General features: G+C 55.4%; 20 protein-coding genes. 11 read left to right on the forward strand and 9 right to left on the reverse strand.

Going from position 1 to position 25,711, the window contains the following annotated elements; translation table 11 throughout:
• Positions 1-69: 69 nt before the first annotated feature.
• Positions 70-5,148 (reverse strand): carboxypeptidase-like regulatory domain-containing protein, encoded by a 5,079-nt coding sequence (locus tag J1C54_RS07500; protein WP_229146166.1) that lies wholly within the window; start codon positions 5,146-5,148, stop codon positions 70-72.
• A 256-nt stretch (positions 5,149-5,404) separates the two neighbouring features.
• On the opposite strand from J1C54_RS07500, the gene J1C54_RS07505 reads away from it, so the two are divergent.
• The 5 genes from J1C54_RS07505 to J1C54_RS07525 all read left to right on the forward strand — a co-directional run bounded on the left by J1C54_RS07505 (position 5,405) and on the right by J1C54_RS07525 (position 8,215).
• Positions 5,405-6,010 (forward strand): MotA/TolQ/ExbB proton channel family protein, encoded by a 606-nt coding sequence (locus tag J1C54_RS07505; protein ID WP_229146167.1) that lies wholly within the window; start codon positions 5,405-5,407, stop codon positions 6,008-6,010.
• 6 nt (positions 6,011-6,016) lie between these two features.
• A complete protein-coding gene (locus J1C54_RS07510; RefSeq protein ID WP_229146168.1) occupies positions 6,017-6,400 on the forward strand; it encodes a biopolymer transporter ExbD in 384 nt (127 codons plus the stop codon).
• Positions 6,397-6,801, forward strand: coding sequence for a biopolymer transporter ExbD (locus tag J1C54_RS07515; RefSeq protein ID WP_229146169.1), 405 nt, complete (start codon positions 6,397-6,399; stop codon positions 6,799-6,801). Before J1C54_RS07510 ends, J1C54_RS07515 begins: the two co-directional genes overlap by 4 nt.
• Positions 6,798-7,466: an energy transducer TonB gene (locus J1C54_RS07520; RefSeq protein WP_229146170.1), complete on the forward strand. Its 669-nt coding sequence runs from the start codon at positions 6,798-6,800 to the stop codon at positions 7,464-7,466. The genes J1C54_RS07515 and J1C54_RS07520 overlap by 4 nt, the downstream gene beginning before the upstream one ends.
• A 107-nt stretch (positions 7,467-7,573) precedes the next feature.
• Positions 7,574-8,215, forward strand: coding sequence for an endonuclease (locus J1C54_RS07525; RefSeq protein ID WP_229146171.1), 642 nt, complete (start codon positions 7,574-7,576; stop codon positions 8,213-8,215).
• A 72-nt stretch (positions 8,216-8,287) separates the two neighbouring features.
• Here the strand turns inward: J1C54_RS07525 and J1C54_RS07530 are convergent, their stop codons facing one another.
• Together J1C54_RS07530 and J1C54_RS07535 are read right to left on the reverse strand one after the other, a co-directional pair.
• Positions 8,288-10,066: an acyl-CoA dehydrogenase C-terminal domain-containing protein gene (locus J1C54_RS07530; protein WP_229146172.1), complete on the reverse strand. Its 1,779-nt coding sequence runs from the start codon at positions 10,064-10,066 to the stop codon at positions 8,288-8,290.
• Between the two features lie 115 nt (positions 10,067-10,181).
• Positions 10,182-11,978 carry an acyl-CoA dehydrogenase C-terminal domain-containing protein gene (locus tag J1C54_RS07535; RefSeq protein WP_229146173.1) on the reverse strand — a complete coding sequence of 599 codons (1,797 nt, stop codon included), beginning with the start codon at positions 11,976-11,978 and terminating at the stop codon, positions 10,182-10,184.
• Between the two features lie 189 nt (positions 11,979-12,167).
• Between J1C54_RS07535 and J1C54_RS07540 the strand changes: the two genes are divergently transcribed.
• Complete coding sequence (locus J1C54_RS07540; protein WP_229146174.1) at positions 12,168-12,356, forward strand: Trm112 family protein; 189 nt, start codon at positions 12,168-12,170, stop codon at positions 12,354-12,356.
• Positions 12,353-13,363, forward strand: coding sequence for a phospholipase A (locus tag J1C54_RS07545; RefSeq protein WP_229146175.1), 1,011 nt, complete (start codon positions 12,353-12,355; stop codon positions 13,361-13,363). Before J1C54_RS07540 ends, J1C54_RS07545 begins: the two co-directional genes overlap by 4 nt.
• On the opposite strand, the gene J1C54_RS07550 is transcribed toward J1C54_RS07545, so the two are convergent.
• From J1C54_RS07550 to J1C54_RS07575, 6 genes are read right to left on the reverse strand one after another with little or no spacing between them, the layout of a single operon-like run.
• Positions 13,364-14,485, reverse strand: a complete 1,122-nt coding sequence (locus J1C54_RS07550; protein ID WP_229146176.1) for a DUF3570 domain-containing protein — start codon at positions 14,483-14,485, stop codon at positions 13,364-13,366.
• A complete protein-coding gene (locus J1C54_RS07555) occupies positions 14,476-14,691 on the reverse strand; it encodes a DUF4266 domain-containing protein (RefSeq protein ID WP_229146177.1) in 216 nt (71 codons plus the stop codon). Before J1C54_RS07555 ends, J1C54_RS07550 begins: the two co-directional genes overlap by 10 nt.
• Positions 14,688-15,173: a TlpA disulfide reductase family protein gene (locus J1C54_RS07560; RefSeq protein WP_229146178.1), complete on the reverse strand. Its 486-nt coding sequence runs from the start codon at positions 15,171-15,173 to the stop codon at positions 14,688-14,690. Before J1C54_RS07560 ends, J1C54_RS07555 begins: the two co-directional genes overlap by 4 nt.
• A 55-nt stretch (positions 15,174-15,228) precedes the next feature.
• Positions 15,229-15,879: an outer membrane beta-barrel domain-containing protein gene (locus tag J1C54_RS07565; RefSeq protein WP_229146179.1), complete on the reverse strand. Its 651-nt coding sequence runs from the start codon at positions 15,877-15,879 to the stop codon at positions 15,229-15,231.
• Complete coding sequence (locus J1C54_RS07570; protein WP_229146180.1) at positions 15,849-16,592, reverse strand: outer membrane beta-barrel protein; 744 nt, start codon at positions 16,590-16,592, stop codon at positions 15,849-15,851. Before J1C54_RS07570 ends, J1C54_RS07565 begins: the two co-directional genes overlap by 31 nt.
• Before the next feature lie 19 nt (positions 16,593-16,611).
• Positions 16,612-19,260 carry a hypothetical protein gene (locus tag J1C54_RS07575; RefSeq protein WP_229146181.1) on the reverse strand — a complete coding sequence of 883 codons (2,649 nt, stop codon included), beginning with the start codon at positions 19,258-19,260 and terminating at the stop codon, positions 16,612-16,614.
• A gap of 192 nt (positions 19,261-19,452) precedes the next feature.
• On the opposite strand from J1C54_RS07575, the gene J1C54_RS07580 reads away from it, so the two are divergent.
• Genes J1C54_RS07580 through J1C54_RS07595 form a run of 4 tightly spaced genes read left to right on the forward strand, consistent with a single transcriptional unit; the run spans position 19,453 to position 25,710 of the window.
• A complete protein-coding gene (locus J1C54_RS07580; protein ID WP_229146182.1) occupies positions 19,453-20,640 on the forward strand; it encodes a hypothetical protein in 1,188 nt (395 codons plus the stop codon).
• 10 nt (positions 20,641-20,650) lie between these two features.
• Positions 20,651-23,140, forward strand: a complete 2,490-nt coding sequence (locus J1C54_RS07585) for a LamG domain-containing protein (protein WP_229146183.1) — start codon at positions 20,651-20,653, stop codon at positions 23,138-23,140.
• A gap of 13 nt (positions 23,141-23,153) precedes the next feature.
• A complete protein-coding gene (locus J1C54_RS07590) occupies positions 23,154-24,728 on the forward strand; it encodes a general secretion pathway protein GspF (protein WP_229146184.1) in 1,575 nt (524 codons plus the stop codon).
• Between the two features lie 25 nt (positions 24,729-24,753).
• Positions 24,754-25,710, forward strand: a complete 957-nt coding sequence (locus J1C54_RS07595; protein ID WP_229146185.1) for an FAD:protein FMN transferase — start codon at positions 24,754-24,756, stop codon at positions 25,708-25,710.
• Position 25,711: the final 1 nt, after the last annotated feature.

The following is a 25,711-nucleotide window of genomic DNA, read 5'->3' on the forward strand; positions in this document are numbered from 1 at the left end:
AGAGGCCGGATCAAAAAAAGGCCACGCTACGCGTGGCCTTAGGGGTTTTACCGAACAACAACTACTCCATCAGCGCAGCAACTTGGCACCTGTGAATACATCACCCGTAGTGAATAGCTCCGTAGCCAAGGCCGGATCCAGATCATACAGGTCCTCACTGCCGATCAAGTCGTGGTACTCCTTCTCCGGCACCGCACGACTCTTGACGATGATGCTGTAGCTACTCTCGGGCAAAAGTGGATCGCTAATACCAGCCGGAGGCGAAGGTAGTGTCACCTGGCTTTCACCCGCAGGGGTATGGATGGTCCAGTGTGACTGGTAACCCGCACCACCAGCAGCGCTATGCAGCTCAACCGTATTCACACTAATAAATGGATCACTACCTTTCTGCGTTGCTGGTATCCAGCTAATCTGAGGATTGCTGCTGCTGTCCTCCTGTGTCGCAACGATAGCCTGATACTGGAAGCCGGTTGCCAGTGATGCGAGGAAAGTCCCGGCATTGCGCTCCGGGAAATCACCCGGATACCAGGCCTTCCAGTTTTCTGTGAATGCCAGCACAGCGCTTGGCTGTGCCTGAGCTGGCAGAGATATATCCACACCAGGCACCATGGCAGCATTGGCGAGAAGAGCAGGCTCATACTTAAATGGCAGGGTATACAAACCGCCCAGCGAAACCCCAAGAGTTACAAAGTCACCATCAGGAGCGGCGAGCGTGCCAGCAAAGGCGACCGGAATACGGTCAGTCGCCAGCAGTGACACCGCGACTTGCTCACGCGGCGAGGAGTAATCGTTCCAGGCAATGGTGGTATAGCTTTGTGCGCCAAGCGACTGAGCACTGAGCAGGCGACCATTACTGTCAACTTCGAAAGCCCACAACTCGCCATCTATCTGAGTGCCTGCCGGTGCATCGAAAGCCAAGTCCTCATAGAAGGTGCCAGCGTCCGAGGCGGGATCAATGAACAGGGAACGATTATCCAATGAGCGCCCCTGAGCATCTAGCAGTCGCAAGCTGACCCTCGTGCTGGTCGGATTGATCTGGAAACTGATCTTTGAGAGCGGCGCCGTCTGGCCAAGACTGGCGAGCCTGGCCTGCAACGTCACATCAACACCAGGAGCCACACAGTAGAAACTTTCCCAGGCGTGACCATCCTTAAACAAATGCACATCCTGAGTACCACTCAAGCCGGCAAACGCCGCCTCGCCGTTCGCATCTGTGGTGACAGTGGCCCCGGACTGATTCAGCTGCGCAATCACGCCAGACAAAGGTGCACCGGCCTGGTCACGCACCAACAGATTAATGTCTCCACTGGCACCAAGACCCGACACCAAGCTACCACACACGTCCGGCGTGTTACCGACATTCAATGCCAATACATCAATGTCAGACTCGTACTGGTAAATACTATCTATTGTGAAGGTGTCATCTTCCGTACCCCACACTCCATCTGCACCGGGACGCTCCGAACCAGCTGACAATAGATCGCCGGACAGATTGAAGAAATAGACACCGTAGTAGGCAAAGTCATCTGAAGTTCCCCAGGTGCCGTCACTGCCCGGTGAGTACGCAGACCCCTGGCGAATAATATTGCCATTGGCGTCATGCTCAGAATACTCAACATTACTCACCTCACCAGCGAGGGTGTAGTCAGTAGTGAAAAGCGGATAACCGTTGACGCCTTCCTCAATAATGCTATAGCTGGACAACTCCAACTGATCCGACTCATTGAGATAATAATAATTCAGGCGATAACTAGAGGGCGTCAGCTCAACGATTTCCGTATAGAACAACAATATATCAGCAGCATCGAATCGTTGCTGGGTTCTGCGCAAACCATCGAACGAATAGACCACGTAAGCACTAAGGACATCATCGGCGGTAAACCAGATGCCGTCCGGGCCCGGCGCATTGAACTGATCAAAACCGCTGGCCGTGGCAACGCTATAGTACGAGGTGCCAATGGTGTCATCCTCGGTGAACGGCGTTTGGTCAGCACCGAACGAGGAGCCATACTGATCGCGATACACACTCACTGACAAGCTGGGATCGTAGCTGTAAACCGCATACCGATTTAGATGCGCGTCACTGAATGCAACCGCAGTGGGCGCCAGAGACGGATCAAAATACAACTGCTTGGTGATGTTGCCTTCGGCATCATAATCGCGAATCCAGTAGTTATAGGCACCAGGCTGATCGTCTGCGGTGAACCACTTATTATCTGCGCCCTTACTCTGCATGTCCGCACGGCGGGTCTGATAGCCTTCAACACTGTACTGACTGTAGCTATACCCGAAGAGCGTTTCATCTCCACTCAGCCAGATGCCATCCGGCCCCATACCACCACTAGTGATTTGCCCAGAGATTACTGGATTGCCATTCTCGTCTTTCAAACTCACGACAGCGGTTGCGGAGTCATCAGCGGTAAACCAGGTGGCGTCACCACCTCTATTGCTGTGCGTGGCGACAATAATATTGTTGCCCGCTGCGTCGTAGCCATAGTAGGTCCAAGCCTGCACGGTATCGTCGGCGGTGAACCAGGTGCTGTCTGTACCGCGAGCATTATAAGTAGCGGTATAGCGGGGCTTAAAGTCATCGCCCAACTGGGTCATGGTATGTTGCTGGACGTTGTCATCCGCAGTAAACCAGATTCCGTCTCCGCCAGCGGTATTGTAGATAACAGAGCCCACACTAACGTCGGTTCCGTTGTACGTTAACAGAGAGTAGTTCTTAACCCGGTCATCCGCGGTAAACCACAGACCATCAGCACCGGCAGCATCATAACTTACCACCTGACCACGATTCCCTTCACCATCGATTACCGTCACCTGATAACCCGCGGTGCAGCCCGGAGAGTCATCCGCAGTGAAAGCCAGGTTGTCGTTACCCGTATCAAGGCACAGGATAGTTAGCACCGCACCCTCGCTGGCTCCCTCATACTCGAGCACAGCGCTAGTCGGAAAGTAAATAGTCTTGCCAGAGTTATGCTCCCCTGCAACATCATCCTCAGTGAACCACATATTGTCCGGTCCAGGATGGGTAAAGCTATAGGACACACCGGCGGGGCCATACGGAGAAACAGTGTAGGCCTGAATAAAATCGTCTGCGGTATCCGGCTCTCCATCCGCACCGAACCTCATCTCAACGCTGCGGTACCAACTCAGATCAGATGAGTACTGGTCTAAGTAATAGCTCAAAGAGTTGCTATATATGTCGCCGACAGTGCTCAGAAAATTCTCTGGTTCAGGGGCGAACACCTTTGCGCGCTCCGCATCGCCAAGCTGGGCGAATAGAGCTGCGATCTGGCTACCCGGATTAGTTGGCGATGCTGCCGGCGCTGTTGGCACCATGCCAACCGGCACAGACGGCTGCAAGTTCAGCGCAGAAAAATCGTAAATCGGTGCTGGCTCATCACTTTCATCTTCACAAATAATGCTGACGTTACTAACGTCGCCAGCCAGCGTACCACTGCCATTTGTGACGCTACAGGCTTGCCCGGAGGGGGCACCAGTAACCACGACGCTCCAGTTGCTGCCGCTATCCATTTCTTCAAGTGGGGTAAAGGTCACCGCACCATTACCGTCACTACCATCGTGGTAGAAAACGCCGCCCACACGGGTTTCCCACAGCACGGAGCCAGAGGCACCACTAATAGTGCCTGCAATGCTGTATGTCGCTCCTAAAACAATATCCGAGCACACGATGCTGACGTTACCGACATCAGCGCTTAACGTGCCGCTGCCATTTGTCACTTCACAGGTTTGCCCTGAGGGGGCACCAGTAACCACGACGCTCCAGTTACTGCCGCTATCCATTTCTTCAAGTGGGGTAAAGGTCACCGCACCATTGCCATCACCACCATCATGATAGAAAGCGCCGTCCACACGGGTTTCCCACAGCACGGAGCCAGAGGCACCACTAATAGTGCCTGCAATGCTGTATGTCGTTCCCAAAACAATATCCGAGCATACGATACTGACGTTATCGACATCAGCGCTTAACGTACCGCTACCATTTGTCACTTCACAGGTTTGCCCTGAGGGGGCACCAGTAACCACGACGCTCCAGTTACTGCCGCTATCCATTTCTTCAAGTGGGGTAAAGGTCACCGCACCATTGCCATCACCACCATCATGATAGAAAGCGCCGTCCACACGGGTTTCCCACAGCACAGAAGCGGAGGCCCCACTGATGGTGCCTGCAATGCTATAGGTGTCGCCTGAAACCACATCGTCCTGACAGCTGATCTGCACGTTATCCACGTCCGCGGTTAGCGTGCCACTGCCATTAGTAACCGTGCAGGTCTGTCCCGCTGGGGCAGTATTAATTACCACGCTCCAGTTGGTGCCTTCGGCAAGCCCATCACCGTAGGTAAATGAGACAGCGCCATTGGTATTGCCACCATCATGATAGATCGAGCCGTCTACACGCGTTTCCCATATCACGTTAACGCTATCAGTGGCGCCACTGATGGTGCCGCTAATGCTGAATGACGGCGGTGGCGGAGCATCAGGCAAACTGGTGCTGAGGTTGCCGTCCTTCACCAAAGTGACAAGCGCGGCATAGTCGGCCAACGCCGGATCGTCCTCAATAGCCTGCTTCAAGTCATCCAGCAGGCCATCCCAGCCAGTGCCGTCTGCTGCGAAGGGGGTGGTAAACGGGTTGCCACTAGCCGGCACGGTAAAGCCAGCGTCGGTCAAGGCATCAACCAATTGGTCTGCAGCGGCATCCACATCGACGGGGGTGCCGGCAAAAGCACTAAACCAGGCAGCCGGAGTTTGCGACGTCGCCTGCGCCAGCGCCAGATCGGTCAAGGGGGTAATGTTGGTTGTGCCAGTAGTGGAGGCATAACCATGCAGCGTTACCGGAGGTGTCCCACCACTCACGCGCAGGGCACAAGGCAAGGCAGAGCTGTCAATTTTGCCACTCCAGCTACCGTCTGCGTCGGTAGTAACTGCCTGAGTAAAACTGCTTCCGTCTGCACAGCGCGCAGTGACGGTGCCGCCCACAATCGCCGCACCTACTGCAGCTGTACCGGAAAGGGTCGAACCACCGCCTCCGCCCGAGCCACCACCACAACCACTGAGAGCCAGAAAAAGGCTGGCCACCAGAGACACCGTCCAAGGGGTTTTCACCGAATAGCGAGGTTTCATGTATGAGTCCTTCCCGATTGCATGCATGCTGACAATATTTACGGCCTCTACCGCGACTGTGGCGTAGACCCGATACCGGGGAAACCGCAATTGTCTGAAGATGCTACCAATACATAAGAAGCAAAAACGCCCCGCAAACAGGGGGGTATCAGGCATGAACATCAAACACAAATGAGAGTCACTTGCATTTACAGCCCTATCCCCCCACAATCCCGACCCGCTAAAATCTTCCCTCCAACCGCCCACGAGGTACCCCATGTCCCTGATGCTTCCCGCTTGGCTCGTCTCTGGTGGCCCGGTTATGTGGCTGCTAGTGCTGTTGTCACTGGTTGCCAGCGCCATCGTAATTGCCAAACTGATTCAGTTTGCGGTGGTGCGCCCTCTGGCATCAGCCAATGGCGACAGCGCTCTGGCACTACTCAGGGAAGGCAATGTTGAGTCCGCCCTTGAGCAAGCCCAAGCCGGGAAAGACCCTGTTAGCCGGACCTTGGCTCAGGTATTGGCAGTCACCAACAACTGGGAGGAGGAAGCGCTGCGGGAGGCCCGAGGCCAGATTGAAGGGCTGCGTGGCGGCATGCGCGCGCTGGAACTGATTGCCGCAGTGGCGCCGCTACTCGGCTTGCTCGGCACCGTGTTCGGCATGATCGAAGCGTTCCGCGCCCTGGAACAGGCTGGCTCCCAAGTGGACCCGTCCCTGCTATCAGGAGGCATCTGGGAGGCACTACTTACCACCGCAGCGGGGCTTAGTGTTGCCATCCCTGCTCTAGCAGCCTTTCACTGGTTTGATAGAACTCTGGAGCGGCTACGCTTTTTGCTGGAAGACCGCCTCTCCATCACTGTCAGCCTGCTTCATAAAAGCTGACCCTCAATGCGCCTCGACCTGCCGGCTCGCAAGCCAACCAGCATTGGCCTGACGCCACTGATTGATGTGGTGTTTATCCTGTTGCTGTTTTTTATGCTGGCCACCCGCTTTATCGACCTGACTCGCCAGCCACTGTCAGTGGCGGTAGCGGGCGAAGAGCGACTGGCGCAAGACAATGTGCTGTTAATCCGAGTGCTCGGCAATGACGCCATTGAGCTGAATGGCACTCCTATGAACCTGTCGCAGGCTCGCCAGCAGCTGCAAAGCAGGCGCGCTCAGCCAGTCTATGTGGACAGCACGGGAGAGGCCTCCTTGCAGGACGTGCTACGGGCCACCGATATGCTGCAGCAAGCCGGCCAGCATCAGGTTCATCTGGAGCTGCTGCCGTGAAAAAACTTTCCTTGCAGCCAGCGCCCAGCCAGCGCCCGGACATCGAGCCGGTGCTGCCTCTGATTAATGTGGTATTCCTGCTACTCATTTTCTTTATGGTTGCTGGCCGACTGGCTCCCCAACTGCCTGCGGAGATTACCCCACCAGAAAGTGAAACAGCCAAAGGCACGAGCAGTGAAGCCATCAGGCTGGTGGTCGACCGTGACGGCAATCTTTATTGGCAAGACGTACCCATGGCACTGGCGGACATGCCAGACAGGCTAGATGGCATCAGCAAGGACCGACCGATACAGCTGCTCACCGATGGCGATATTCCCATAATCCTGTTACGCCCGGCGCTAGCTGCATTGCGCGACGCCGGCATCACCGATGTGTTGCTGGTAACCCGGAGCGCTCCATGACCCTCAGGCAAAAGCTGCTCGCCTGCGGGCTGGCAGTACTGATACACCTGCCGCTGTTCTGGCAGTTTGGCGAGGGTCTGCAGCATGGTGATAGCAATGCTGTCACGGCCAGTCAGGCGGGCATCACCCTGAAGCTGGCAGGTCCACCGGCAGCACCTCCCGAAACTGCGCCTGTGCCGCCGACCGCCACGCCCCCTGCAAAACCAAAGCCGATAGTGACTCCGTCGCCGGCAACACCGACGCAGCCAGTGCAGGCGCCTCTCCAGGAAAGCTCTGAGGACAGCACCGAAGAAACGGGAGATGCGCAACCGCAGGCTGTCGGTGGGCAGACCATGGGGCTCAGTGGATCATCGGAAGATGGCGCCAATGAAGATGCCCTGGCGCGCTACAAGGGCATTATTCACAACCGTATACAGCGCCTGCACCGATACCCCCAGCAGGCCCGCCTGCGTAATCAGCAGGGCACAGTAGAGGTCACCTTTAACGTCGCCGCCGATGGCACAATCGGTGATTACCGAATCACCAGCAGCTCCGGAAGCGCCTTGCTGGATCGCGCCGCAGAGCGGCTATTCAGCAGACTAACGCTACCCGCACCAGACCCATCCATCCTCGGCGAACTGACGGAGCTAACCGCACCGGTAACATTCACGCTCACCGCCAGATAGCGCTTGTCGCCGAAAATCTACCGTTCGCCGGCTTATGCCATAAAAAACGGAGTTTGTGACACAAATCTCGGTCTGGCCATATGCCTCCAGTTTGCTATGATCAAACTATGAAAACTAATGTGACTCTGTTAAAGGCTCTTCTCGCAGCTAGTGCCTATTTGCTCAGCACGACAGCCACAGCAGAAGATGCGGCGGATATCCTGATCAATCAGGTCTACGCGGGCGGCGGCGCGACGCTGTACTGCAAGGAGCCTTTCAGCCCAAGAGACCGCGGCGTGAAAGCGGACTCGATTTATGGCAGCCATCTGCTACTCAGACAGTTCAGCTGCATTACCGCTCGACAATGCTCCAGCAAGCCCGGCTACGATACGGTAGCCGGGGATCTGCATAACATGTACCCGATTCAGCGCAGCACTGAAGTGGATCGTCGGGGAAGCCTTTTCGGAGACCTTCCTGAAGACAGCAGGGAGAACGAGTGCGGTTACCAAAGTGCCTTCCAGACGTTTGACCCGCCAGATCACGCCAAGGGGAATGTGGCGCGCGCCATGATTTATATGCATCGCCAACACAACTTGCCATTAGTCGGCAATCTGGAAATGTACAAGCGATGGAGTCAGCTCGATCCGCCAGATGACGAGGAAAGAGCCCGCAATGGCGTTATTGGGCGCATTCAGGGCAACCGCAACCCTTATATTGATGACCCGGAACTGGTTCAACGACTGGATAATCTGACTAATCTGAACCGCTAACTATGATGGGCAGAAAACACATATAAAAAAGCCGGCGCATGCGCCGGCTTTTTTACTTTTCACAGAGCTACCTCAAAATGCTTCCACTGGCAGGCTCATCATAGTACCGCTACCAGCGCGCATCTGCTCGGCCAGCGACTTCGCCTTCGGCAGCAGACGCTCAAAGTAAAACTGGCCGGTAATCAGCTTGGCTGATTGCAGAGGCTGATCAGCATGCTGCGCTGCCACAGCCATCATTCTGGCCCACAACCATGCGTAAACGACGTAACCGAATACATCAAGATATTCACAGGCGGATGCACTGATCGCATTGCCGTCAGCACCTGCCTGAGCTATCAGCTCCGAAGTCAACGAGTCGAGCATATCCAATGACTCCGCCAGTTGATCAAGCTGCTTGCCGATCACCGCCACATCACGATTGGCCGCCAGCCATTCACGTGCATCAACAAGAAATGCCTGCACGGACTTGCCACCATTTCGTGCCACTTTACGACCAGCCAGATCCAGCGCCTGAATGCCGTTTGTACCTTCATATATCTGAGCAATACGGGCATCACGAACAAACTGCTCCATACCCCACTCGCGAATATAACCGTGGCCACCGAAGACCTGCTGGCCAATAACACAGGTTTCCAGTCCTCGATCCGTGAAGAAGGCCTTGGCCACAGGTGTCAGCAGAGCAACACGATCTTCCGCCTTCGCTTTTACAGCAGCGTCTTCGCCGAACTTTGCTGTATCAAGCTGCAGGCCGAGATACGCTGCCAGCGCCCGACCGCCCTCATTCAAAGCTCGCATGGTCATCAGCATGCGGCGCACATCGCCGTGATGAATAATTGGGTCCGCGTTGCCAGCGGCGTTTTTAATCCCGTCTGCGGAACGACCTTGCAGGCGGTCCTTAGCGTAAGCCACCGCGCTCTGATAGCTCACTTCGCCCAAGCCGGTACCCTGCAACCCAATGGACAAACGCTCGTAGTTCATCATGGTGAACATGGCGGCCAGCCCCTGGTTTTCTTCACCTACCAGCCAGCCCTTGGCGTCGTCAAAATTCAGCATGCAGGTGGCGGAACCCTTGATGCCCATTTTGTGCTCAATGGAACCACACTGGACGCCGTTACGCTCACCAACCTTGCCTTCGGCATCGGGCAGAAATTTCGGCACCAGGAATAGGGAAATACCTTTGGAGCCTTCCGGCGCGCCAGGCAATTTAGCCAGCACCAGATGGATAATGTTATCGGTGAGGTCATGCTCCCCACCGGTGATAAAAATCTTGGTACCGGAAACCTGGAAGCTGCCATCACCATTCGGCACAGCCTTGCTGCGCATGATGCCAAGATCGGTACCGCAGTGCGGCTCGGTCAGGCACATGGTGCCGGCCCATTCACCGCTATACATCTTCGGCAGATAAAGCTCTTTCAGTTCCTCGCTGGCGTGTGCATCCAGGCACAGGGTGGCGCCATTGGAAAGCAGCGGATACAGGGCGAAAGAAGTGTTAGTGGCATGAATCATTTCTTCAAACAGCACCGACAAACTCTTCGGCATGCCCTGACCACCATAGGCTGGATTGCCAGCCAGTGCGGTCCAGCCGTTGTCCGCGAAAGTTCTATAGGCCTCTTTAAAACCTGTCGGTGTGGTTACTACTCCGTCATCCCACCGGCAGCCCTCTTCATCACCACTACGATTGAGTGGCAAAAGCAGGCCTTCAACCATCTTGCCGGCTTCTTCAAGAATGGCATCGGCCAGATCACGGGTAACTTCTGCCGTTGCTGGCATCGACGCCCACAGCTTCTCTGCCTCGAAAACATCATTTAGCACGAAACGCATATCATCGAGCGGCGCTTTATAGGTCGCCATAAATACTCTCCTGAAGTTAACGGCCTCAGCATTCGAAACCGGCAAGTCACTGTTACCCAGACAACAATGCCCGCAAAGCGGGCATTGTTGTCTACTTCATGCTAGATCAGATCACTCAGAGTGACAGCTGCTCTTCGGTGATTTCCATCAGGCACTCAAGACCGCCTTCAATGGCGCCCTTGTGACCCGCGGTACGCGGCAACAAACGCTTGAAGTAGAAGCGTGCAGTGGCCAGCTTGCCCTGATAAAAGTCTTGCTCAGTAGTGCCAGCTGCCAGCTCCTGCTGGGCAACCTGCGCCATGCGGGCCCAAAAATATGCCAGCGTGACATATCCGGAATACATCAGATAATCCACAGAAGCCGCACCAACGTTTTCGATGTTCTGCATCGCCTTGGCACCAATTGCCATGGTGATATCACCCCACTCCTTGTTGTATCGGGCCAGCGGCTCAATGAACTCTTTCATTTCCGCAACGTCGGCCTGCTCCTGGCAGAAAGTGTGAATTGTCTTGGTCCAGACACGCAATGAAGCACCCTGAGTTTGCAGGATTTTGCGGCCCAACAGGTCGAGCGCCTGAATGCCCGTGGTGCCCTCATAGATAGTTGAAATCTTGGCATCACGCAGGTTCTGCTCCATACCCCACTCGCGGATAAAGCCACTACCACCGCACACTTGAATACCGTGGATCGCAGATTCAACACCGGCTTCGGTGAGGAATGCCTTGCCAATCGGGGTCAACAACGCCATCAAGCTGTCTGCTTCCTTGCGGGTTGCTTCATCTTTGCCGCGGTAAACAATGTCACCAAGCTGCGCCATGTAGTACACCAGTGCGCGGCCACCCTCAGCGAATGCCTTGCAAGTCAGAATCATGCGTCGAACATCCGGATGCACAATTACAGGATCTGCCGGTCCATCCGGATTTTTCGGGCCAGACAGTGAGCGCATAGCGAGACGCTCACGGGCAAACTCTACCGCACCCTGAAATGCCAGCTGGGAATGGGCGACGCCCTGAATTGCAGTGCCAAGGCGGGCAAAATTCATAAAGGTGAACATGCAGTTCAGGCCTTTGTTCTCCGGCCCAATCAACCAACCCTTAGCGCCATCAAAATTGATCACGCAGGTGGCCGAGCCATTGATGCCCATCTTGTGCTCAATAGAGCCACAGGCGACTGCATTGCGCTCGCCTGCAGAACCGTCTTCATTGACCAGGAACTTCGGCACGATAAACAGAGAGATACCTTTGGTGCCCTCCGGCGCCCCCGGCAAGCGTGCAAGAACGATATGTACAATATTCTCAGCCATATCGTGCTCACCGGCGGAGATCCAGATCTTGGTGCCAGAGATTTTGTAGGAGCCATCTGCCTGGGCTTCTGCTTTGGTGCGCAACAAGCCCAAATCAGAGCCACAGTGAGGCTCGGTAAGGCACATGGTTCCAGTCCACTCGCCGGTTACCAGCTTGGGAAGGTAACGTGACTTTTGCTCATCGGTACCATGCTCTTCAATGGTCGCCACGGCGCCATGAGACAACCCCGGGTACATGCTCCACGCCCAGTTGGCGGTGCCGGTCATCTCGGAAATCGGAATGCCTGCTGACGGCGGCAGGCCCTGCCCGCCAAACTCGGGATCGCTACCCATCGATGGCCAGCCGCCCTCCACATACTTGGCATACGCCTCTTTGAATCCCTTGGGAGTGGTAACCACACCATCATTGAAGTGGCAGCCTTCCTCGTCGCCGGAACGGTAGATCGGTGCCAGTTCGTTTTCAGCAAACTTGGCGCCCTCTTCAAGTAGCGCGTTCATTAGCTCGCTATTGATCTCTTCAATGCCGAGCGCCTGATAATGCTCGTCCAGCTTAAGAACCTCGTTCAACGTAAAGCGGATATCGCGCAGGGGAGCTTTGTAATGTGGCATGGGGTCACCTCAAAAAACGTTTGTCAGGTCAGGCAGAGCCCAGCGGCCCTGATTTCAGGGGGACAAGTCTAGCCCCAGCCAGTCGGTAGTCCCAGCATGTTGCGTGACCACAGGGTCAAACGACCGTTTGAATCTGCTTCCGTGGCATAATCGGCCCCACACTGTGAAAAGCCGGTAAAAGGACTCCCCATGCTTGATAAAGAACTGCTGGAAATTCTCGTCTGCCCGGTCAGCAAAGCCCCACTGATCTGGCTCGAAGATCGCAATCAGCTGGCCTGTAAGGCTAGCGGTCTGGCCTATCCCATTCGCGACGGCATCCCGGTGTTGCTCGAAGAAGAGGCCCATCCCCTGTCTGACGAGGAATTGCGCCAGCTGTGAGAGCCCGCCTAGCTTTACTACTGCTGCTATGTGCGACTGCTCACGCAGAGCAGACTCAAGCACCAGACGCCGAGGTCAAAGCCAATCGGCTCTATCAGGACTGCCTGCTTGAGGCGATCAGCAAAGCCGCGCCAGACACCCCTGCGGCCACCCTGATTGGCTGGTGTGACCCGGACGGCCAGAGCCAGAAGCAGCAAAATGAATATGCGCTACGCGCCCGTTTGGCGCTGGAGAAATTGAACGAAAACAACCCATTCGTGCTGACACCCCATCGGCGCAACTACCTGTTGCCTATCAGCTACTGGAGTAACCCTGTCAGTAATAACCCGCTGATTGCCGATGATGAACTGCAACACCATGAAGCAAAGTTCCAGATATCCCTTAAAGCGCCTCTGCTTGATGAGTTCTGGAACGGCGCCACGCTGTACTTCTCATTTACCGCCACTTACTGGATGCAACTTTACAACAGGGATCTTTCTCGTCCTTTCCGGGAAGTCAATTACGAACCGGAGCTGTTTATTACCCGTCCAGTAAACTGGCAATTTGGTCCGATTGATTCAGAGCTGCTGACCTTCGGCTATTGGCACCAATCCAACGGCCGGGATGTACCCGTATCTCGCAGCTGGGACCGACTGTTTGTCAGCTATATTTTTCGCACTGGCAGCTGGTATGTCTCAGTAAAACCATGGTGGCGTATTCCGGAAAGTCAGAATTACCCCGTTACCAGCCCAAAGCGTGATGACAACCCGGATATCGAACGTTACCTGGGCCACTTTGATCTCAATATTATTAAACCGATGGGCAACCACGTGCTTGAACTGCAGCTGCGCAACAATTTGCGCACCAGTGATAATAATGGCAGCGGTCAGATTGAGTATTCCTTTCCAATCAACCGACGCTTCAAGGGATTATTGCAGGGCTTTACTGGCTACGGCGATTCGCTAATCAATTACAACAACTACGAGAACAGAATATCCGTCGGCATCTTGCTGACAGATACTTTCTGATCAATACCAGACGCTGAATAGCGCCTGTGTTACCAGGGCGGAAAACCCGTACAGGGGCTCCTGCCCAGCCACCGGAACTGCGACACGGATATCTCGAAAATCCTGATAGTCAAACTGATAGTGATCCAGAGACAGTCGCAACATAAATCGGTCGGCATGCTTCCAACGGCCCTTAAAAAAGGTATAACCGGCAGCCACGCCAAATGAAGTCGAAGTAAAGGTGCTCAGCTCCTTATCCCGGGCAAGAAAGTTCTGCGCATCCTGAAACGGGAAAAGATCACTATAGAAATCCGCCGCACCCTGATCATAGTGACGGGCTCGAAACTCAAGCTCCCACTGTTCCCTCCAGGGCTGCACCAGTACCAGACCCCAATCTTTTGACGCCACACCCCAGCTATCAGAGTACAGGCGATGCTCCAAGTGCAGCCCCGCACGCCATGGCAAATAGTAGCTGGCGCGCAACGCCGTCGCCTCGCTAGTACGCGTCTCTGGATAGACCTCGGACTGAAAACTGTAACCGCTGCCAACCAGGTAACGTACTGAGCGATAGGGATTATTCAGATAGCCTTCGTCGGTAACAAACTCATGGCTCAGCGCTACCAGCAGATTGCGTGTCACCACCTGGGTTACGCCCATTCGATACTGCTGGCGCACCGCTTCCTCTTCAAAAGCAGGGTCGCCACTGCGACGTACGGTGTCATCGCCCCGCGCATAGCCAAAGCTGAGCGTGGTCAAATCACCGAAAAAGTCCTGGCTGGCACCAAAGCTGAGGCTACGGGCAGAGAAGTCACTTTCCTCACTCTGGGTCCACTTGATCGAATAAATTGCCTTGCCAGCCAGATAGTCTGCACCGACGGAATGCTCCTCACGCTCTTCGCTGTAAGGGCTGGCGGTGGTCACCACATCAATGGAAGCCGCAGAGACCTTGTCGGCATAGTAGTTGGCGCTCAATGAAACCCGTTCGGCGATATTCTTGCGGACCAACACGGAAGGACCATCAATGGTCATGCCGCCACCTTCATAGCGGTGATACAGGGCATCAGCCCGCTGCTCCGGCAATACCGCCGCATGGCCCCAAGTGGACAACAGCAACACCACTAACAACAGGCTTGTTAGTTGCATCCGCAACCGCCTCCACTGCCGCCTTCAGCCCCGCGAGCTCCTTCCCGGGCCTGATGCACATGGTGCTGATACGCAGATGATGCCGGATGACGATCCATCGCCATCACCGGGTCTGCCAGTCGCGCCCGCTCATAGGGCTTCAGCCATGGTTCCGGCGCACAGCCGGCCGCAAACAGACATAGCATCAACAGCACGGCAGTTTTCATTCCAGCACCAGCGCCTTGATCTGATCACTGTAAATATCTTCAAAGCCGGGCCGATAGGCTCTATGCAGATGGCGCAGATTCCCGTCACGATCAACAAGAATGGTTGTCGGCATAGCATCAACGTTATACAGCTTGCTTACCGTACTGGTCGGATCAAACAGAATAGGAAAACTCACCGGGATCTGGGCTAGCAACTTCTCCGCCATTTCTTGCTTCTCATCCACATTGACGCCCAGCAGAGTAAAACCATAGTCCGCATACTCCTTGCTAAGCGTTTCCAGATGGGGCATCTCTTGGCGACAGGGGCCGCACCAGGAAGCCCAGAAGTTGATCATCACCACACTGCCACGCAAATCTGACAGCTTGATGTTCTCGCCAGAACGACTCTTCAAGGTAAAGTCCGGTGCGGGGCCAGATACATCTGCCGCCAAAACTGTTGAAGCAAGCGTCATCAGCGCTGTCATTATGACTATTCTAAGCATCACTACTCTCCCCTACTGCGATAACATCAGGTTTCTTGTTCCAGCCCAATGGTCTTTAGAAAAATCCGCCCAGCCCGAATGTCCACTCCAGATTATTGGTAACCTCATCGCCACCAAACACATCCACTTCAAAAAGATGGTTGCGCATTTCCATGCGAAGATTAAGCCAGTCCGTCAGCAGCAGGCGATAACCTGCGCCCACATTCAGGGTGAAGTGGCTATCTCCGGCAAACTCGGTACTACCTGCCCCGCCCACAAGATAAAGGCCATTGCTAAACGCACGATTGCGTCCCGCGAACGCCTCACCGGGCAAAACCGTATAGCCAACCGAGAAGTTGTAGTAGCGCAATACTCTCTCATCATCAGTGAGTAGCTGTACGCCGCCGCCAAGCTTTTCGAAGCTGGTTTCACCGGTTTTTGCCTCGGCCATAGCGAGCTCAAAGAAAATATCCTCCGACACATGCCAGGCCGCACGCAAACCAAGCACCGGCGGGGTATTGAAGTTATCCACCGCAAGAAAGCCGGCATACACGCCAACCTCAATATTTTCACTGTCTATCTGTGCCTCACTGATCTGCCGGCGCTCAATACGCGGATCGATCAATGCCGAGTCACCCTGCTCTACGGCAAGCACGGGCATTGCCATTGCACTCAGGCAAGCACCTGCAAAGAAACTCAGAACAACACACTGAATCCGGTTCGCCATTCTTCAAACTCATCGTTGTTGTTGTCAGTGGTGAGCACCACATAGTTGCGATACTCAGTACGCAGTAAAAACTCGCGCGTCAGATAAATCCTCAAGCCGAGTCCTGCGTGAGCGCCACGCTCACTGCGAATGTCCGATTTCACCAGCACGGTACGAGGCTCAACTCGAACGGAACCGGCTCCAATAAGTACATAGGGCGATATACGCCATCGCGGATAGAGATGATGCTGCAAACCCAGATTGATCAGCCGGGTATTGGCAAAACTTCCCGCCGCTTCAGTCCACATCAGATCGAGCTGCAAATTTTCAGTGAAGGCATAGCCTCCATGAACTGTCAGAGAGGTGGTGTTATCCAGCTCCCCTACCATTACTCCCAGCTCACCATGAGGACGAAAAAAGTCTTCAAGACTGCGCTCTTCCAGGGCAACGTAGTTGCCGGTTTCATCCAGAGTACGGGCAAGCTGTTGACGATGCACCCAACCTGTCTGGCCACGCGGGGTTCGCACCTTGATCCACTGGGTACGGCGCTTGATCAGCGTGACCCATGCACCCTGTTCTGCCACATTAAATACGGGATAGCCCCGACCCGGGCCCGTGTGTATATCAATATACGGATCGGCCACCTGCACACGCCACTCCTCGGCCATTACCAGGGCGGGGGCGCACATCAACAGCAAGAAAATAATCCGCCTTATCGCCACAATATCTGTCACCTCTTGCTTGCTGCGATGCCTACTGTGGCACAGCAAACGGATCGTTATAATTCTGCGCACCGATGTCCAGCCATTCGGCCAGCAAGCGGAGCTCAGCCGGATCAAGCCAGCCCTGATGACTGCCGCCTGTTAGAAATAAAGGAAAGAATCGGCCAAACCGCGAAGCCCCGGCGATCATCGGCGCACCGATCTGCACTGGCTCTTGAAGAGGAATGGGGTTGTCATCCTGATCCAGTACCAAATTGCCCTCTTCGTCTGTGACAAACACCGGATCACCATTATCATCCAGCACCGGCACCAACTGATCTACCAGAGCGCCGTCGACCAACTCAAGCGTATTGTCGGTAAACAGTAGCTCCCGATAGCTAACCAACTGTGAGGCTGACTCGGGGGCGATTTCCGCAGTTAGCTCCAGCTGCCCCGGGGGCACCTGCAGCATATCAGCATCATCGCGACGGGAATGACAGCTAGTGCAGGTGACATCCGTGGTCACAGCTTCAATATTCACCTGACGGGGCAGCTCCCACAACGGCTGGATATGATCACGGTAGTCAATCACAGTGCGGCACAACGGCGTCCAGTCATCAATGCAATCAGCATCCGCCGGCACAGGGGTTTGCAAATCGGAGTAAAGCAACTGCATTGAGTCGTCTGGCACCCGCACTACAGGATCTGTCCAGACATCAACAAAAACCATATCCACGGAAGGCTGCAGGCGATCGGGCTCCACTCGAGTGAGCACCTCCGCCATGCTATCTCCGGCATCGGCAAATAGCTGAGGACGGGTATTGGGAAACGGAGAACCGGTTACCGGCGCACCTGGATTGATGCTGGCTGGCTGCGCATCGACGCGGCCATGGGGCGCTGGCGAGCCGGCCTCATGACAACCGCCGCAATAAACTTCCTCACCCGGGCGAACGCTAAGCCAAGCGCCATGCTGCGAGCCTATGCGCCGCCCACTGGCATCCACCAACTGAACATCCAACGCGACGTTGGCCGGCACCTCAACCCGAACAGAGCCATCCGGCGCCACCGGCACATAACCCACCAGTTCACGCATGCCGAACGCCGCCAAGCGACCAATATCAGCGCCATTGACCATCACAACATCGCGATCCGGCAACAGTACAGCCTTGGCAATTCGCAGAAAGCGGACGCTACGCTGCTCAGCAGTGACCAGCGCCGGGTCAGCAAACTGAGCCAATGTGGTGACGCCTGGCGGCAGCTCCACCAGCGGATCAAACTCTCCGGCAAAGTCATATACGCTGCGAATATTGAGAATCCCGGCACCGCGCTCTGCCAACACCAGATCACGATCAATACCTGGCACCCCATCTGCCAGCGCTGGCGGTCGCGTGCGCGCCGCCAGCACCACAGCTTCTGTCACCATGACGCCATCACGGGGCGCCACTACCGGCAGCTGCCGGTTGCTGACCTGATCAAAAATCCACAGCCCATAGGCAGGCTCAGCTTCGACAATATCCGTGATATTTATATTTTCATCAGTACAGGCCAGCAATTCCTCAGTAACCGGGTGACGTAGCCGACAGGGAGCCCAGGCTGCCAACAATCGTCCGCTGCCATCTGCCAGCGGAGTCAGTGCGGCAAAGCGGCCAGAAACCGCGATTTCATCATCACCTGTAAATGGCAAATCGCCAAGCAACTGCTCAGCCTGCAACGCAGCGCCGGGCACCAGCGGCTCGTCTATATTGATAAAGTCTCGAAAATCTATCACTAACGGCTGCGCTGACCAGGTAAGACTCTCCGTTGGCCTTTTCATCACCAGCAAGCGACCGTCTTCCAACAACGCCGGGTTGGTATATAGCGGAGCCGGGTCTTCCTGAGCATGACTGTCGGCACCGTAGAGAATATCCACAGCGCCACCATCAGGCCTCATGGCATAGAGATTGAACTCATTCACAGCACCATTGTTGTCCCAACGCACCAGCAACAGGCGACCATCATTCATAACAACAGGAAAAAGATCATGACTTGGGTTAAAGCTGATTTGACGAATATCACTGCCGTCACTGTTCATAACATGCAAGGCCAGCCCGTTAACCCGACGGCTTTCTTCCTGAGGGGAGAACTGTGGCTTACCTTCATCAAGCAGGCGGGCACGAGACTGACGCTGGCGGTCAGAAACAAACAAAATGCGACCGTCAGGCAAATAACGCGGCATCAGGTCCTGAGCTTCCTCAGCGATCAGGTCGCTTGAAATGATGCGCCTGACTTCATCCGTGTCGGCGTCATACTCCCAGATATTCCAGCGGGGCTGTTCATCGTCGTCCGCACCGGGAATCTCCGGGGCACGCAAAGAGAACAGCAGGCGGCGCCCATCATAGGAAGGGCTAAGGTGCTTCACGTCGTGAGGTTCAGCAAAGATACGCTGGGAAATTCGTCGCTCTGCGGCGCTGGGTGAGGCAGCCTCTCGTATTACCAGCTCTCCACCGGCATAGAAACTGTCTGGTTCCCTCTCATTGCGCACCAACATGACGCCATCCTCATCCAGCGGCGCGCTACGCAGCACATAGGCCACGGGCGCCTCTCCCAAACGGGGATCGACACCACCGGTCTGGCTATCTCCCAGGCAGCCAGACAAGGTGAACAGCATCACAAAAATGATGCAGACAGAAATCCATACCGAACGTCCGTACCTGATAGTCACCTCTAACCCTGCCGTTTGTCCGCTTATCGCTACCGTGCAAGTATCGTGCATGTCCTCACTGTAAATCTGCGCTGTACAGCACAGTCAGCGAACCTTTACTTGCTGCACAATGTATTTATACAGATATGCACTGGCACAGACATTGCGTGCCAGAATAATGCAGCTGCACCAAATCAGGTAATCGGGGTTGTCATGGAAAGGATATGGATACAGCAGATCGTTGTTGCCCTGCTCTGCACAGCACTTGCGGGCATCTCGCTGGCCGGGCCACGGGAGCAGGCTAAACAGCTGCACGACCGTCTCACCGGCACCCCGGCGGCTGAGCCTCTGCTGATTGAGCTAGCGGCCCTTATAGAAGACGACCGCGAGTATGACGCAGCCATGCGTGCCATGCAGGAGGATGCATTCTATGACATCACGCTGAAGAACTTTGTGATGCCTTGGACCAATGAGCAACAGAACGTTTTCGCCCCACTAAATGATTATGTCGCCACCGTTATAGGCATGGCCCGTGATGGCATTGATTTTCGCGAAGTACTATCCGGCGATATTCTCTATGCCGGAGATAGCACCGCGCTGAACAATGATGGCTACAGCGTACCGGCCGTATCCGCATCCTCTAACGCCCATTACGAAGCACTGGAAAATCAGCGGGTACCGTTGCAGGACTATTTGATCCAACAACAACAGTCAGCCATATACGGCATTCCAGCAAATGCCACAGCAGGGGTCATCACCAGCCGCGCCTCGTCGATGGCCTATTTTGTTGCAGGAACCAATCGCGCCATGCTGCGCTTTACCTTGATGCACCATCTGTGCCGTGACATGGAGCAGATGCATGATATCAGCCGCCCAGCGGATCGGATTCGTCAGGATGTTACCCGCAGTCCCGGTGGAGACAGTCGCGTTTTTCTAAACAACTGCGTTGGCTGTCACAATGGCATGGACCCGATGGCGCAAGCCTTTGCTTACTACAACTGGACTGGCGAAGAAGGCACTGGCAACGGCCAACTTGAATACACTGACGACAGTGTACAGCCCAAATACCTGATCAACTCCAATAACTTCCCTTATGGCTTTGTCACACCGGATGACCGCTGGGATAATTACTGGCGCAGTGGCCCCCATAGCGGCCTGGGCTGGTCTGCATCCTTGACCGGCAACGGCAATGGCGCCAAGAGCCTCGGTGAAGAACTGGCTAATAGCGAAGCCTTTGCCACCTGTCAGGCACAGAAGACATTCCGCGCAGTGTGCCTGCGAGGCCCCACTTCGGCGACGGATGTTAGCCAGATTGAAAGCATGACCAGCAACTTCCGTAACAATGGCTACCAGCTGAAAGACCTTTTCGCTGATGCCGCCGTTTATTGCATGGGCGAGTAAGGAGACCTCCATGATGATCCTGCGTTTACTCTCGCCAATTGTGTTGCTGGCCGCCCTGGCCGGATGCGGTGCCGACAGCGGCGCGCCGGTAACCAGCAATCCACCGCCACTGGGCGAGGATGCTGTCAACTACAGTGGGCCAACGCCGCGTAGCGCTGATGTTGCTGCTTTCAAAACCCATGTATGGGACAACCTGGTACGGGTTGATCGCTGTGGTGCCTGCCATGACGCCGGCGGTCAGGCCCCCGCCTTTGTGCGGCGTGACGACATCCATCTTGCCTTCACTGCGGCCAGCACCGTGGTCAATCTTTTTACTCCGGCCAACTCACAGCTGGTTAGTAAAGTAGGTGGTGGGCACAACTGCTGGCTGGACAGCGACCAAGCCTGTGCTGAATTACTTACCACCTGGATCAGCAACTGGGCGGGCGCCAACGATGGTGGCGAGGTAGGCCTGATAGAGTTCGCATCACCGGTGATCCGTGACGCAGGAGAGACGCGATACTTCCCCAGGTCGTCCAGCGACTTTGAAACCCATGTCTACCCGCTGCTAAGTAACTTCTGCTCGGAATGCCATACGCCGCAGGCACAGTCTCCGGTATCGCCCTACATTGGCCATAGTGATGTGGAAGCGGCCTATCTGGCAGCACAGGGGGTCATCAATCTGGATCAGCCATCTGCATCACGGGTGGTGCAGCGTCTGGCTAACGATAACCACAACTGCTGGAGCGACGACTGCAGCGCTGACGCCACCGCCATGAGTAATGCCATTGCCGCACTGGCAGGCACTATAGAGCCACAGCAACCACCAGAAGAGCTGGTTTTCAGCAAAGCACTGAGACTGACCGACGGCATCCTCGCTGCCAGCGGTGGACGATTCGATAGCAATATCATCGCCCGCTATGAATTCCGCACCGGCACCGGAAGTACCGCCTTCGATACCAGTGGCATAGAGCCGGCCATCAACCTGACCTTAAGTGGAGATTACGAGTGGGTTGGCGGCTGGGGCGTTCGTATCAATGACGGCAAAGCCCAAGGCAGCGTTTCCGCCAGCAGTAAATTGGCCAACCTGATTCGTGCCAGCGGTGAGTTCACTCTGGAAGCCTGGGTGATTCCATCCACACCAGCGCAGGACGATGCCAATATCATCAGCTACTCCGGCAGCGAGGAAATTCGCAACGTTACCCTGGCGCAGGAACAATCCAGCTATAGCGCCCTGCTACGCCACGAAGGCACAAACCTCAATGGCATGCCGGCCATGCTTAGCCCTGCCGAATCTCTGCAGGCGACCCTGCAGCATGTTGCTCTTACTTATGACCCCATCAATGGCCGCCGGCTATTTATTAATGGTGTGGACAGCGGTGCTATGGATCAGCAAAGTCCAAGCCTGCTCGGCTCCTGGGATGACATCTATGCGCTGGTACTGGGCAGCGAAGCGGATGGCAGTCGACAGTGGCAAGGCGTACTGCGCTTTGTGGCTGTACATAATCGCGCCCTTACCGAGCAGCAGCTGGCACAGAATTTTGCCGCCGGTGTTGGCGAGCGCTTCTTCCTGCTGTTCAGCATCGGCGAACTGATCGATAACGACGACAGCTACATCGGTTTCGAAGTATCACGCTTCGATAACTACGCGTACCTATTTGCTGAGCCGTTCTTTATCGTCCTTGGAGAAGATCCGAGCCCGCTGCCGGTTGAACTGCAAGGCATGCGCATTGGCATCAATGGCCGGGAAACCGGAGTGGGTCAGGTCTGGACCAATCTATCAGCCACTCTCGGCGGCGCAGACTGGCAAGCACCACTGCAACCACTGTCAAACCTGGGCACCGTTATCGCTCTGGAAAACGGCGAGAGTCAGGATGAATTCTTTCTCACCTTTGCCACCCTTGGCGAACATGAAAATGTCTATACCGATAGCGCTCCCCTGCCAGTGGTGATTTCCCCCGGCGCGGCGCGGCCATCGATTGGCTTGCGCACCTTCGACGAAGTGCACGCCAGCATGAGTGCGGTCAGCGGCGTTGCCATGACCCAGCCGGATGTGCGTGACACCTTTAACCTGGTGCGTCAGCAACTACCCATTAACGAGGCAGCTGATGGCTTTGTTACCGCCCATCAGATCGGCGTGGCTCAGCTTGCCATTGAGTACTGCAACGCGCTGGTTGAGGAGGAATCCGCCAGGCCAGACAAGGAGTTCTTCGTTGGTATGGATTTCACCGTCAACGCTAATGCCATCTCTGATGAAGACTGGCAGGCACTGGTGATCACACCGCTGGTCAATCGTATGGTTGGCGACAATATTGATACTCAACCGGCCGCCGCCGCAGTCAGCGCAGAGCTACAAAGCCTGCTACTTAGCATGGCTGATAACAAGCCAGTGGGAGACCCGGACGGCATTGCTGATGGCTTGGCGCGCTGTAATGGTGCCTGCCCCGCCGATCAGTCACTGATTGCCACTAAGGCCGCCTGCGCTGCAACGCTGGGCAGTGCCACACTGCTGCTGCAATAACGGAGGCCATACCATGAAACGCAATCGCCCCCTGCATCCGGATGCTCCACTGCAACTGACTGAACATGGCAAGCCGATGAACCGGCGTGAGTTTATCGCCAGAGGCATGCTGCGTGGTGCCGGGCTGGTCAGCAGCATTGGCGTGATGAGCTTATTCAGTAATCCACGGGCCGCCTATGCGGCTCTGGCGCCGGACCTTGAAGCATTAAAAGCCCCCTGCGGTATTGCTGTGGCCGGTGCCGGTAAAATTCCTTTTATCTGCTTTGATCTGGCCGGTGGCGCCAGCATTGCCGGTTCCAATGTCCTGGTTGGCGGGCTTGGCGGACAGGAAGACTTTCTATCCACGGCTGGCTATTCACGTCTCGGCGTACCCGGCAATATGGTGCCAAGCTTGCCCGGCTTTATGAATCGGGATTTCGGCCTCGCATTCCATAGTGACTCGCAGTTTCTCGCCGGCATAGCCGAAAAGGCCGGGACCCGCTCTGCGTTCATTAACGGTGCTGTAATCCCGGCACGCTCCGAGAATGACACCGCCAATAATCCACACAACCCGCTGTATGGAATTTTTCGGGCTGGCGCCAACGGCGAGTTGCTTGCCACCGTCGGCTCGCGCAGCAGCGACTCAGGGGGTAATTCAGTCTTCCCACCCTCCATGTTTGATTCCTCGGCGCGACCCACAAAGATTGATCGCCCGTCCGATGTTACTGGACTAGTTAGCACCGGCAAGCTGGTGGGGCTACTCGATCAATCCGATGCGGTAGCAGTGATGGAGTCCATTGCCCGTATCAGCCGCATGAAGCTGGACAGCGTTTCCCCAGGCCTCGGCATCAGCGGTGATGATGTACTGCGCGACATGATCGAATGCGGCTACATCAAGGCCGCGGATATCGCTGATCGATTCGGCGACCCCGCCGCCCTGAATGTGGATCTTGATGCCGACATAGTTGGTGATAGTGGAATTTTCTCAGCGGCTGAGTTTGCCAGCGACGGAGAGTTCCGAAAAACCGCCTCGATTATGAAGTTAGTGGTCAATGGCTATGCGGGTGCCGGGTGCGTCACCCTGGGCGGATACGACTACCACACTGGCGAAAGAGGTACGGGCGAGTTACGTGATCTACGCGCGGGCCGCTGTATCGGGGCCTGTCTGGAATATGCTGCACGACGTAATACACCACTGATGGTTTATGTATTCAGCGATGGGTCCGTAGCGAGCAATGGGCGCATTGATGACTCTGTTAATGGACGAGGCAAAGGTGAATGGACCGGTGACAGCTCTGCCACCGCCGCTTCGTTCTTTCTGGTGTATAACCCGGGCGGGCAGCCACAGCTGGTGGATAGCAGCGGCATCCCTCTGGCACGGCGCCAGCAACTGGGTTACATGCGCAGCGACGGCTCTGTGGAAACCTCCGCAACCCCGGCCGCCAACAACCCTAATCTGCTGGTGGAAGCAGTTCTACTTAACTACATGGCGTTGCATGGAGAAGTCGGTGAATTTGCAACACGTTTCCCGACGCATAGCCTTGGCAACTCGGTCAGCCTTGATCGTCTGACTGCGTTCCAACCCATCGTCAGTGGTACCATTTTTTGACCTTCCAACTGGCGAAAATTTTTACATGATCATGCGAAGCCCCCTACTGATACTGCTTCTGTGTCTATGGCTACCCGCTCAGGCACAGTGGCACAGTGACAGCTGGGATAGCATGGGCACCCGAGCCACCCTTGAGTTCTGGCATCAGGGAGATCACGGCAAAGACATAACGGAGGCCATACGACAGGAATTCAACCGTATTGAAAATCAACTTTCTCCGTGGATTGCGGATAGCGAGCTGGCCCGCTTCAATCGACTAGCAGTGGACCAGAAATTTTCCCCCAGCGATGAGTTTCGCTTTCTTTTAGAGCGCTCCAGCCTTTACAGCACCACCAGCAATGGCGCCTTCGATATCACCTTTGCCGGTGCCGGACAGCTATATAACTATCGCACTGCCGAAGCACCGGACGATGCCGCACTGCAACAGACAGTCATCGGCATGCAACATATTCACTGGCATGAGGATGGCAGCATAAGCAAAGACCATCCCTCAGTGCGGATTGATCTTGGCGGCATCGCCAAGGGTTATGCCATTGATCGCGCTGTTGCCATTTTGCGCGCTCACAATATCGACAATGCATATCTCAGTCTTGGCGGAGATAGCTATGTGCTTGGCCAACGGGATGGCCGTTTGTGGCAAGTTGGAATTCGTCATCCGCGCAATTCCAAGGCAGTGGCTATTACCTTGCCGCTTACCGAGATCGCTGTTTCTACATCCGGGGACTATGAACGGTTCTTTGTTCGCGATGGTGAGCATATTCATCACATTCTTAATCCACATACCGGCAAACCTGCTGGTGATATAATGAGCGTCACCGTACTAACCGGACAGGGCATCGACGCGGATGCGTTATCGACAACAATCTTCGTTATGGGAATCGAAGAAGGCCTGGCACTAGCTAATCGCATGCCGGAGGTATCGGCCATCATCATTGATCTTAAGGGCAAGGTGCACTATTCGGACGACCTGACCGGCCACTAAT

Origin of the sequence: Alcanivorax sp. 1008 (assembly GCF_020667895.1) — a bacterium.
Taxonomy (GTDB): domain Bacteria; phylum Pseudomonadota; class Gammaproteobacteria; order Pseudomonadales; family Alcanivoracaceae; genus PGZG01.